Source organism: Rhizobium sp. CF122 (assembly GCF_000282035.1).
Classification (GTDB): Bacteria; Pseudomonadota; Alphaproteobacteria; order Rhizobiales; family Rhizobiaceae; genus Rhizobium.
This window is the reverse complement of sequence record NZ_AKKA01000075.1, coordinates 114,672-124,397: the sequence shown is the minus strand read 5'-3', so window position 1 is coordinate 124,397 and position 9,726 is coordinate 114,672. Positions and strand designations below refer to the sequence as shown.

Genomic DNA, 9,726 nt, shown 5'->3' with positions numbered 1-9,726 from the left:
GCGGAGCCAGTGTCGGCGACCGCACGATGGTCGACGCACTGGCTCCGGCGCTTGCTGTTTTAACATCAGGTAATGTCGCCGGAGCAGCAAAGGTTGCGGCAGCCGGTGCCGAGTCGACAAAGGCAATGCGAAAGGCAAAGGCGGGCCGCGCCTCTTACGTCGGCGAGAGGGATCTGGAGGGCGTGCCGGATCCGGGAGCTGTCGCTGTGGCAAACGTATTCGAAGTGGTCGCAGCGCTGGCATGAGCTGGCGCGGTGCTGGGAGGCAACAGATGCAGGCAGAACCAGTTCTCCTTGCGGGATTGATTGAAGCTTGCCGTGCGACGATTGCGGCAAACAGCGATCATCTCTGCGCCCTGGATCGCGCAATCGGTGACGGCGATCACGGAACCAACATGCGGCGCGGCTGCGAAGCGGTTAGCGCCGAAGAGGCCACGGTCGCGTGCCTCCCCTTGCCCGACGCGCTGGAGAAAATCGGTCTGACACTGGTGATGAACATAGGCGGCGCGGCCGGTCCACTCTACGGAACGTTGCTGATGGAGATGGGGCGCGAGCTACGCAAATCGGATCAGGGACAGGATTTTTCGGTGGCCTTGAAGCAGGCCATCGATGCCGTTGCCCGCCGCGGGCGTTCGCACGCAGGAGACAAGACCCTCCTCGACGTGCTGTATCCGGTCCAGGATGCGCTTGCGCACCGTTCGCCACTGACGGATATCGTCCGGCAGGCAGAACTTTCCGCCGCACTTACCGCCGCCATGAAGGCCATGCGTGGCCGCGCATCCTACCTCGGAGAGCGTTCGATTGGCCACGTCGATCCGGGCGCCTCGAGCTGCGCTCTGCTGACAACCGCTATTTGCCGCTACCTTGAGGAGTACCGCCCGGCATGAGTGTGAAGACCCCAAACGTCGGGATCGTGATCGTCTCCCACTCGCCGCTGGTCGCGCGGGGCACGGCCGACATGGTCCGGCAGATGGTCGGCGACAGCGTGCCGCTCGCCTGGTCGGGCGGCAACAGTCAAGGCGAACTCGGCACGGATGCCCGCGGTATCCTGAAGGCCATCGAGGAGGCCTGGTCAGAGGCAGGTGTCGCGGTCTTCGTCGATCTTGGCGGAGCCGAAACCAACAGCGAGATGGCCATCGAAATGCTGGGGTTGCCGCGCGCCAAGCTCGTCTTGATTTGCAATGCGCCAGTGGTGGAAGGCGCGGTCATCGCCGCTGCGGAGGCCTCCGGCGGAGCATCGCTGGCCAAGGTCGTAGCGACGGCAGAGGAGCTGTCCCCCTGATGAGCGGCGGATTGCGCATAGGAAACCGGGAGGCCGAACAGGTGCACGCCAGTTGCCAGACGGAGGTCGAAGTGAAGCACGGCGTGGGATTACACGCCCGGCCTTCTGTGACATTCACGCGGCTGGCAAAGTCGTTCCCCTGCTCGATCGAAGTTGCGGTCAATGGCAGCGACGTCTGGCTGAATGGCAAGAGCATCATCAAGATCATGGGCGCCAGGATCCGCAAGGGATCGATACTGAAAATCCGCGCCGACGGTATCCTCGCAGAAGAGGCAATCCGGGCATTGAAGGACCTCATCGAGCGCAACTTCGATGAGGAAAAGAAGCATGGCCGCACCGCTTAGATTGAAAGCAACAGGCGCGTCTCCGGGCGTCGCATCCGGGCCGGCCTATATCGCGGAGCCGCTCGCCGCTGCCGCGTCACTGCCATCAAGCGTTTCTGACCATGCCGAGCTCGCCGACGCGATCAAGACGGCCATCCGCGAACTACAGGACCTTGCGACCGGGACAGACCCCGAGAGCCGCGATATCATCGAGTTTCAGATCGAAGTGCTGCAAGATCCGACGTTAGCGGAGATGGCCGACGCGCGCATCGATCAGGGCGAAAACGTGGCGTTCGCCTGGGTCGGGACACTCGACGGATACATCCGCGAACTGGAGTGCTCAGCCGAAGACCAATTGCGGGCGCGTGCCGTCGACATTCTCGACATCAAGAATCGCGTCCTATCGGTCCTCACTGGAACGCCCGTCGACGACTTTCCGGCCGGATCCATCTATGTCGGAAAAGACATGGAGCCCAGTCGCTTCCTCGCACATGACTGGTCGGCAGGTGGCGGTATCGCTCTTTATGCCGGCAGCGCGGTCGGCCATGTCGCCCTGCTTGCCAGATCCCGGTCTGTCCCGATGGTCATAGGCGCCGGCCGTTTTGCGACAGAGGCCGGACAACACATAGGGGTTGATGGCGATTCAGGCCTCGTCATCCTTCAGACAGCCAAGGAGATGGCAACGCCGGCCCAATTCGACCATCCCGTGACAAGCACCGTGTCGACAGTCGACAACGGCGATCTGCGCACGGCCGACGGTTCGCAGGTACTGTTGTCCATCAACGTCAACGCGCCCGATGACGTCGATGCGATCCCGGCTGCGACAACCGCCGGCATCGGGTTGATGCGCTCGGAATTCGCGGTGATGTCGCTCGGCGATGCTGCAAACGAAGAAAAGCAATTCGCGATCTACCGTCGCCTCCTGGATTGGGCAGACGGCCGGTCGGTAACCATTCGCATGCTGGATATAGGCGGCGACAAGCCGCTCTCCGGCCTCACCGAGATGTCCTCACTGCGCGGCATCCGCCTTCTCCTTGCCCGGCCGGAGATTGCGCGTGTTCAAGCCCGCGCACTCTTGCGCGCAGCCGTCTTCGGCAATCTCCGCATCATGCTGCCGATGGTGACTGTCCCATCCGATGTCGAAGACATCAGGCAGATCTATCGCGAAGAATCCAGCGAGCTTGCCCGCCGCGGCATGCTCAATCGCATTCCCCCGATCGGAATGATGGTAGAGGTCCCGGCCGCAGCGCTCATGCTGGATGCGTTCGAAAGCGCGGACTTCTTCTCGTTCGGTACGAACGACCTCGCGCAATATCTCGTCGCTTCGCCACGCGAGGACGCCGACTTCGCCCTGTACCAAGCCCAGGCAGTGCCGGCCTTGCTGCGCCTGCTGACCCAGGCTGTGAAGCTTGCCGGCGGCAAGCCACTTAGCATCTGCGGCGATATGGCCGCAGACCCCTCCCGGACCGCGGATCTGCTTGCCGCGGGCATCAGGCATTTTTCCGTGGCGCCAGCTCGACTTCCCGCGATAAGATCGGCAATCGTCGGTCTGAACGCCGATGGGACAAAGGCAGCCGGAGAATAAGATGGCGCGCGAAGACACCGAAGACGCCATTATCGCCTACAAGTCCATTCTGGCGCAGATCATCGACAACAGACCTTCTGGAACACGTCAGCGCCTGGCCACGGAACTCGGCAAGCATCGCAGCTTTGTCACGCAGATAACAAGCCCGACCTATGCGACGCCTCTTCCTGCCCGGCATCTCGCGACGATCTTCCGGGTGTGCCATTTCAGCGCCGCCGAACAGGAGCGCTTTCTGGACGCCTACCAGGCCGCACATCCCGGCAAACTGCCGGAGCTTGGCGCCTTAGAAAAACTGAGGCACCTTTCGCTGATGGTGCCTGATTTCGGCGACGAGCGGCGCAACCGGCTGCTGGAGGAAGCAATCGCCGATCTGGTGCAGAAGATTGCCGCAATTTCCGGGCCGCCGGATTGAGCAAACCCTTGTGGCACGTACGACAAGTCTGACACGATCATCGCCTTGGGAGGGGCTTGATGAAGAAGTTCATGAACACAGCCGAGACCATGGTCGCCGAAAGCGTCGAAGGCTTTGTGCGCGCCCATGAGGAGTTCGTTGTGTTCGGCGCCGACCGCAAATGCATACGCCGCCGCCACCTGGTTCCCGGCAAGGTCGCGATCATCTCCGGCGGCGGCGCCGGTCACGAGCCGATGCACATCGGCTTCGTCGGTCGCGGCATGCTTGATGCCGCTTGCGTCGGGCATATCTTCACATCTCCGACGCCCGGCCAGATCGTCAGCGCGATAGAGGAAGCAGACACCGGCGCCGGATGCCTGCTGCTCGTCAAGAACTATGATGGCGACGTCATGAACTTCGAAATGGCGGCGGAGATGGTGGCGGGCCGGCATAAAATTGAAATGGTACTTGCCAGCGACGACATCGAAACGACGAGGGCCGGCGACGGTCGCGGTCGACGCGGCGTAGCCGGCACGCTTATCACGGAAAGGCTTCTGGGAGGCGCGGCCGAGCAGGGCCAGTCCCTCGCCGAACTGAAGGCCATCGGCGACAGCCTCTCCTCACGCATCCGGTCTATGGGCGTCGCACTGACCGGTGTCGCGGTGCCACACACGCAGCGCACGACGTTCACGCTTGGGCCGAACGAGATAGAAATGGGCGTCGGCATTCACGGGGAGCCTGGCCATTCAAGAGAGCTCTTCTCTGACGCCGACACCATCATCAACCATCTGAGTGAGGCGATCTTTTACGACATCAGCCAAAGCACCGACAAAGCATTGCTCCTCGTCAACGGGCTTGGCGGCACGCCACCCGCCGAACTCTATCTTGCCTACAACTCCGCGCTGCGCATCATGGAGGAGCACGGCGTGCGGATCGAACGCTCGCTGGTTGGCACCTATGCCACCTCGCTCGACATGCAGGGCCTTTCCATCACGCTTGCTTTCCTTACGGACGAGGAGTTTTCTCTATGGGATTCGCCCATTGCAACGGCTGCGTTGCGCTGGGGCTGCTAGGTATCGGCACAGCCAAGCGCCTCCGTGCAATCTCAGACCGCGGATCAGTTCCACCTTCCAGGTGTCACGACCCGAAAGCGATGAACGTGCCTGGCTTTTGAGACCATAGAGAGATCAAGCTGCGAGGATGGATGTTCGCGCTGCAGTAGCTTGAGCTCGAGGCTGTCTGCGGCAGCCAGCATTTCGTGTTTGTGGTTAAGCGACCTCACTTTGCCACAGCGCTGATCGCTATCGGCGCTCCTCATAGGATCTGCATAGTTCCGCATTTTTCGAGTAGCAGCATTAACGCGGAGGTCGGCCTTCTGGCTCCCCCTTGTCCTCCTCCACGCGTTCTCGTCTCGCCTGCAGTCGGTCGAACTTTCCGAAGTCGGTCATGATGCTGACCAGAACACTTCCGGTCCAGCCGAAAGTGAACAGCCCCGACATGCCGATGATCGGCCCTAGGAGCCGCCATCGATCCGGCAGGCTGACGTTGCCCTCTCCGAGCGTCGTGTAGCTCTCCAAGACGTAGTAGTAGCTGTCGCGCATCGAGGGGATGATCTCCCTGACATAGAGTGGTACCGCCCAGATCAGTGTTTCTGCGAAATGCAGGATCGCCAGCGCAGCGATCGTCACTGCCAGCATCACGTTCAGCCGCCAATGCGGCGTGGCGCTGGTGACGTGTGCCCAAGACTTGCTGAACTGAAGGCCGATGCTCCGGATACCCACGCCATGCACGAAGATGACCACGATCAGAAACACGGTGCCGACGAGAATTTCCAGAACTGGGTTCGGGTTCGTTAGATGGTCCAATCGCGAGGTCCTCAGTCTTGTCACCTGCGGTGGGAGGTGTTTTGAAAGCCTCCCACCGGGCCGACACCAGCGCGGGCATGTTGCTGCACCCTGGCGCTAGTAGCAGGGAGGATAGGGGTAATATCCGCATGCCGGAGGCGGGTAGTAGCGACGATCCTCAGCGACCGCGGCACCGATTGCCGCTCCTGCGACAACGCCGGCTCCGTAATATGCGCCAGGATGTGCGTACCATCCGCCACGCCAGACCGGAGCACGGAAACCAGCGCCTCCGACGGCAACGCCCCCGTAAGGACCGCGGGCCGCAAACCAGTCGATGAACAGCGATGCAGGACCATCGGCGCCCGCGAGATCGCCTTCTAGGACGGCGACCTCAAAGGTCAGGTTTCCGCCTTCGAGCTTCGGTGTCTTCAGGACGACGACGGCATCGGCGACGGTATCGCCCTTGCCGCTCAGGACCGAAATCGTCGCATTGGGCGGATCCTTGGCGAAACTGTCCGGGCCTTCATCCCACTGCTTGATGAACTCGGAAGTTAAGACATGACCTGCAGAGCGCACAGGGCGGTCGGCAAACACGATAGACACGGCCGAGATGCCGCTCATCGTCAGCTTGCCGTTCTCAAGCTTTGCGCCTGCGGAATTGAGGACGGCCAGCGACGGCACCATTTTTGACTTGGTCGCGCCGATGGCCTTCTGCGCAGGTGCCGAGATGGCGTCCTGCGCGAGAACCGGCGTTGACGATAGAAGGCCTGCTGCGATTGCGATCATGAACATATCGGAGATTTTGAGCATCTGCTTCCTCCCGTTTTTCCACTGAGTGGCGTTATTTCAACAGTCCCAGATTGATCAGTTGAACACGTCGGTTGTCTGCCGCCTCCGGGTGGCCCGGATCGATCGGCCATTCCTCGCCGGCACCGACCGAGAACAAGCGATCTGGCGAAACTGCGAAGGTGGTCGACAGCGCTTCGTTGATTGCGTCGGCGCGCTTCTGGCTGAGATCGAGATTGTGCTTGGCCGTTCCTGTCGCACTGGAATGCCCGACAATGAGGAACTTGTAGCGGAACAGATCCGGATGATGCAGTGCATCCGCAATCAGCCCGACGGTGCGGTAGGATTTCGGCTCGATGGCGGTCGAGTTGTTTTCGAAATCGATCTCGACGATCAACTGCGAGAGCTCCGACAGCTTGTTCCAGTTGGGCAGCGCTGCAACGCCTTTGCCGACGTTGGCGTTCGCTTCTTCCACCAGCAGAGCGACATCGACGGCAGGTGCTGCAGACTTCACCTGTCCAAGCGTGCTCATGATCTGACTGTTGTCGAGCTGCTGGGCGGAAGCGATGCTCGGAGCCAGAAGCAGGCCGAGTGCCATTGAAATGCGAAGGCCGTGAGCGATCATGTTGTTTTCCCTCTTTCCGGTCATGGTTCACCGCCATCCGGCGTCGGTTATTGCTTGGTTGCATTCCCTGTTGTCGACGCGCTTCGTCTCGATGAGGCAGGACAGAATGTTCCCGTCGCCCTTCACGCCGTTGCAGTACTGGGAGATGTCATGCTGGCAGACCTTGAACACCGACGCCTGCGCCTCCTGGCGCTGGGCGATCGACGACATGACGCTCGCGAGCGTCGAGGTACACGTTGGGGAAACCTTCGATGCGTTCTTCTCGAGACAGGCCTGGATGCGGCCGTTGCCGAGGTTCTCGCCATTGCAGAACTTCTTGATGTCGGCGCCGCACTCCTTGGCGAGCGTCGTCACCGCATCGGCGTAGCTGATCGTATCTGCCTTGCTAACGGCCGTCATTGAGAGGAAGGCAGCGAGCGCCACCCCTGCGAAGATACCAACTCTGTCTCTCATCATTGTTCCTATCCTGGAGCGATTGATCTGAAGTGGTCATTTCCGTCGTATGCGGGGTCGGCTTTATCGCCGTGGCGGTTTGAGCGGGGAGACGGCGGCACTATTGACGGCCTGTTCGATCTCGATCCGGAGACCCTCGATGAGCTCCTCGTACTCGCCGATGCGCTCGTCACACTCCGGAGCGGACGATCGCTCCCACTGCAGTTTCTCGTCATGGGCAGTCAAAAAGTCGTCGCACATGTCGCAAAACCCCTCGTCGCGGGCGGCGAGTTCCTCGATAACTTTGGCGTGCTCCTTGAATGAGCACTTCACGAATTCAACACCGTTCCCCATCCGGTTTGTCCGTTCGCGTATGTCGCCTCACAACAGGCGATCTCATGCTGATGCAAATCTCTCCTATTGGGCGGTCACTGAAGGTAACAAACGCTCGCAAAGTGCTTGGAGCGGACTCAAAACGCAGCCACGCGCTCGACGAACCAGAATGCCGACATTGCTCCGATCGCGTAGGTCGCCGTGGTGAAGGCATGGCGGCCAAGCCACGCCGGATATCTCGCCAGCCTTACCAGCGCGATCAGTCCGATCACCGCGGCGATGAACATCAACTGCCCAATCTCGACGCCCACATTGAAAAACAGCAGGGCGAGCGGAATGTCTCCGGCCGGAAGGGCCAACTCCGAAAGCGCTCCTGCAAAGCCCAGCCCATGCAGCAGCCCAAAGGCGAAGGCCACCATCCAGGGTCGTTGCGCCGTCAGGCTTGTCTGGCCCTTCTGGATACGAATGATCTCGCAGGCGAGCAGCAGGATGCTGAAGGCGATCGCCGCTTCGACGGGCGGTCCGGGAACGTGAACGAACCCGAGGGTCGCCAGCGTCAGCGTGATGGAATGCGCCGCGGTGAACGCCGTCACCGTCAACAGCAACGCCCGCCAGCTTCGCGCGATGAACATCAGCGCAAGGACAAAGAGCAGGTGGTCGTAACCGAACAGGATATGGTCGATCCCGTGCATGATGAACGTCTTCGCCACGTCGAGGCGTCCCGGCCGGGAAGCGACGTCGACCCACGGCTGCGAAGGATGGATCATCGTCGTCGTGACCGCTCCATCCAGCATGTGAACGCGGACCAGCACATCGGTGATCGTCGCCTGCAGACCGACGAACTCCACACGCTCGCCCGCAAGGCTTCCATCCGCCGTCTCAATGACGCGCGTCTCAACGAGCGAATCGGGAAGATCGCGTTCGGTTGGCGTCGTCAGGTTGCGAACGCTGTCTGGAAGCCGCAGGGCGACAGGAAGGCGCATGCCCGACAGCATGGGTGTACGCCAGACGACCTTGAAGCGGTTTGCGGCCATCTCATCGATCTGAAGATAGGCGGGCCGTATCTCGTGGGCGGTGACCGCCCCGGCAAGCCCAAGGAAGACCGCAAAGATGCCGACGAACAACTTGGGCAATATCCGTAGGATGCTCATTGCGCGGACACCTCAAGCCCGAGGTTGTATCCGGGGAACCTGTAGGTCTTGAAAGTCGGCGGCCTCGATTGGGGGAACGATAACCGAGTAACGGGACCGCATTTCCTCCAGAGAGGTACGCTTTATCTCTTGATATTGGTCCTGAACCCAACCGGCCTTCACGTTGGGCATCACCTCTGCGTAGCTCGGAATGCGCCCCGGCTCGATGGAGCCGATCCAGACGAGATGCCATCCATATCCCGATTTGACGGGGCCGACCCACTTGCCTGGCGTGAGCTGAAACAGCGCCTTGGAGAACTCCGGTCCGAATTCCTTCGCCATCTGGTCGGGCGTCGCGTCGCCATAGTGGGTCTGGAACATGAAGGGATCGCCGATTGCGGCAACTTCGCTCGAGTCCGGCGACTTGCCTTCGACGAGAGCCAGAGCAGCCGCTGCGGCCTCCTCCGTTCCCTTCCCGTGCTTGTCCGTGGAGAAGTAGAGATGCCTGAAAGTTGCATGCGCGGGTAACGCGAAGGTCTCGGAATTCTTGTCGAACCATGCCTTCAGGTCAGCATCCGTCGGTTCTTGCATCGAGGCTACATCGGAGGCGAGAAAGTCCATCTTCTGCGCCAGCCTGCGCTTGACCACCTCGTCGTCTCGGTCAAGTCCGAGGGCCACTGCTTCCCGGAAGAGAATTTCCTCAGTCACCTTCTGATCGACGAGACCGCGTACCTGTTCCGCCGTCGGCAACGATCTTCCCTGCGCCAGCCAGCTGATGGCCAGTTGCCGAACGTCGTCCTTCGTCAAAACGATCTGGTTGGTATTCGCCTCGCCCTCCCCCTGCGGAGGCGTCAGCAGTTGGTATGCGCCGAACAGGAATCCGCCGACCACGAGGAAATGAAGCAGCGGTTCGCCGAGAGCTCTCCGCCACCTGCTCTTCGTCGCCCCCCCGGCACGCACGTCAAAGGCGTCAGGTGCGATGGGAAACAGTTTCAT

At 61.1% G+C, this 9,726-nt stretch carries 14 protein-coding genes; 7 read left to right on the top strand and 7 right to left on the bottom strand.

The window, feature by feature from the left end:
- The 7 genes from PMI09_RS18100 to PMI09_RS18070 all read left to right on the top strand — a co-directional run.
- The coding region (locus tag PMI09_RS18100; RefSeq protein ID WP_007797398.1) for a DAK2 domain-containing protein at positions 1 to 245 on the top strand (245 nt) is incomplete at its 5' end.
- Between the two features lie 26 nt (positions 246 to 271).
- The gene (dhaL, locus tag PMI09_RS18095; RefSeq protein WP_007797395.1) at positions 272 to 886 is read left to right on the top strand and encodes a dihydroxyacetone kinase subunit DhaL; all 615 of its coding nucleotides are present in this window, start codon (positions 272 to 274) and stop codon (positions 884 to 886) included.
- Entirely contained in the window at positions 883 to 1,281 is a 399-nt protein-coding gene (gene dhaM, locus PMI09_RS18090; protein WP_007797392.1) for a dihydroxyacetone kinase phosphoryl donor subunit DhaM, read from the top strand. Before dhaL ends, dhaM begins: the two co-directional genes overlap by 4 nt.
- The gene (locus PMI09_RS18085) at positions 1,281 to 1,625 is read left to right on the top strand and encodes an HPr family phosphocarrier protein (protein WP_007797389.1); all 345 of its coding nucleotides are present in this window, start codon (positions 1,281 to 1,283) and stop codon (positions 1,623 to 1,625) included. The genes dhaM and PMI09_RS18085 overlap by 1 nt, the downstream gene beginning before the upstream one ends.
- A complete protein-coding gene (locus tag PMI09_RS18080) occupies positions 1,609 to 3,189 on the top strand; it encodes a putative PEP-binding protein (RefSeq protein WP_007797386.1) in 1,581 nt (526 codons plus the stop codon). Before PMI09_RS18085 ends, PMI09_RS18080 begins: the two co-directional genes overlap by 17 nt.
- A gap of 1 nt (position 3,190) precedes the next feature.
- Positions 3,191 to 3,601, top strand: coding sequence for a hypothetical protein (locus PMI09_RS18075; protein WP_007797384.1), 411 nt, complete (start codon positions 3,191 to 3,193; stop codon positions 3,599 to 3,601).
- A gap of 59 nt (positions 3,602 to 3,660) precedes the next feature.
- Complete coding sequence (locus PMI09_RS18070) at positions 3,661 to 4,653, top strand: dihydroxyacetone kinase subunit DhaK (protein ID WP_007797381.1); 993 nt, start codon at positions 3,661 to 3,663, stop codon at positions 4,651 to 4,653.
- 282 nt (positions 4,654 to 4,935) lie between these two features.
- Here PMI09_RS18070 and PMI09_RS18065 read toward each other — a convergent pair whose 3' ends face one another.
- The 7 genes from PMI09_RS18065 to PMI09_RS18035 all read right to left on the bottom strand — a co-directional run bounded on the left by PMI09_RS18065 (position 4,936) and on the right by PMI09_RS18035 (position 9,726).
- On the bottom strand, positions 4,936 to 5,445 hold the full coding sequence (locus PMI09_RS18065) for an ion channel (RefSeq protein ID WP_007797373.1): 510 nt from the start codon (positions 5,443 to 5,445) through the stop codon (positions 4,936 to 4,938).
- A 96-nt stretch (positions 5,446 to 5,541) separates the two neighbouring features.
- Entirely contained in the window at positions 5,542 to 6,234 is a 693-nt protein-coding gene (locus PMI09_RS18060; RefSeq protein ID WP_007797369.1) for a hypothetical protein, read from the bottom strand.
- Between the two features lie 31 nt (positions 6,235 to 6,265).
- On the bottom strand, positions 6,266 to 6,835 hold the full coding sequence (locus PMI09_RS18055; RefSeq protein WP_007797365.1) for an OmpA family protein: 570 nt from the start codon (positions 6,833 to 6,835) through the stop codon (positions 6,266 to 6,268).
- Between the two features lie 27 nt (positions 6,836 to 6,862).
- Complete coding sequence (locus PMI09_RS18050) at positions 6,863 to 7,291, bottom strand: cysteine rich repeat-containing protein (protein WP_007797363.1); 429 nt, start codon at positions 7,289 to 7,291, stop codon at positions 6,863 to 6,865.
- A gap of 60 nt (positions 7,292 to 7,351) precedes the next feature.
- Positions 7,352 to 7,621, bottom strand: a complete 270-nt coding sequence (locus tag PMI09_RS18045; RefSeq protein ID WP_007797360.1) for a hypothetical protein — start codon at positions 7,619 to 7,621, stop codon at positions 7,352 to 7,354.
- A 116-nt stretch (positions 7,622 to 7,737) separates the two neighbouring features.
- A complete protein-coding gene (locus tag PMI09_RS18040; RefSeq protein ID WP_007797358.1) occupies positions 7,738 to 8,751 on the bottom strand; it encodes a HupE/UreJ family protein in 1,014 nt (337 codons plus the stop codon).
- 12 nt (positions 8,752 to 8,763) lie between these two features.
- The gene (locus PMI09_RS18035; RefSeq protein ID WP_007797354.1) at positions 8,764 to 9,726 is read right to left on the bottom strand and encodes a peptidyl-prolyl cis-trans isomerase; all 963 of its coding nucleotides are present in this window, start codon (positions 9,724 to 9,726) and stop codon (positions 8,764 to 8,766) included.

What these genes read in the sequence shown, in the direction of transcription:
- dhaL (WP_007797395.1), top strand. Translation starts at nt 272, where the DNA reads ATGCAGGCAGAACCAGTTCTCCTTGCGGGATTGATTGAAGCTTGCCGT.
- dhaM (WP_007797392.1), top strand. Translation starts at nt 883, where the DNA reads ATGAGTGTGAAGACCCCAAACGTCGGGATCGTGATCGTCTCCCACTCG.
- PMI09_RS18085 (WP_007797389.1), top strand. Translation starts at nt 1,281, where the DNA reads ATGAGCGGCGGATTGCGCATAGGAAACCGGGAGGCCGAACAGGTGCAC.
- PMI09_RS18080 (WP_007797386.1), top strand. Translation starts at nt 1,609, where the DNA reads ATGGCCGCACCGCTTAGATTGAAAGCAACAGGCGCGTCTCCGGGCGTC.
- PMI09_RS18075 (WP_007797384.1), top strand. Translation starts at nt 3,191, where the DNA reads ATGGCGCGCGAAGACACCGAAGACGCCATTATCGCCTACAAGTCCATT.
- PMI09_RS18070 (WP_007797381.1), top strand. Translation starts at nt 3,661, where the DNA reads ATGAAGAAGTTCATGAACACAGCCGAGACCATGGTCGCCGAAAGCGTC.
- PMI09_RS18060 (WP_007797369.1), bottom strand. Translation starts at nt 6,234, where the DNA reads ATGCTCAAAATCTCCGATATGTTCATGATCGCAATCGCAGCAGGCCTT.
- PMI09_RS18055 (WP_007797365.1), bottom strand. Translation starts at nt 6,835, where the DNA reads ATGATCGCTCACGGCCTTCGCATTTCAATGGCACTCGGCCTGCTTCTG.
- PMI09_RS18050 (WP_007797363.1), bottom strand. Translation starts at nt 7,291, where the DNA reads ATGATGAGAGACAGAGTTGGTATCTTCGCAGGGGTGGCGCTCGCTGCC.
- PMI09_RS18045 (WP_007797360.1), bottom strand. Translation starts at nt 7,621, where the DNA reads ATGGGGAACGGTGTTGAATTCGTGAAGTGCTCATTCAAGGAGCACGCC.
- PMI09_RS18040 (WP_007797358.1), bottom strand. Translation starts at nt 8,751, where the DNA reads ATGAGCATCCTACGGATATTGCCCAAGTTGTTCGTCGGCATCTTTGCG.
- PMI09_RS18035 (WP_007797354.1), bottom strand. Translation starts at nt 9,726, where the DNA reads ATGAAACTGTTTCCCATCGCACCTGACGCCTTTGACGTGCGTGCCGGG.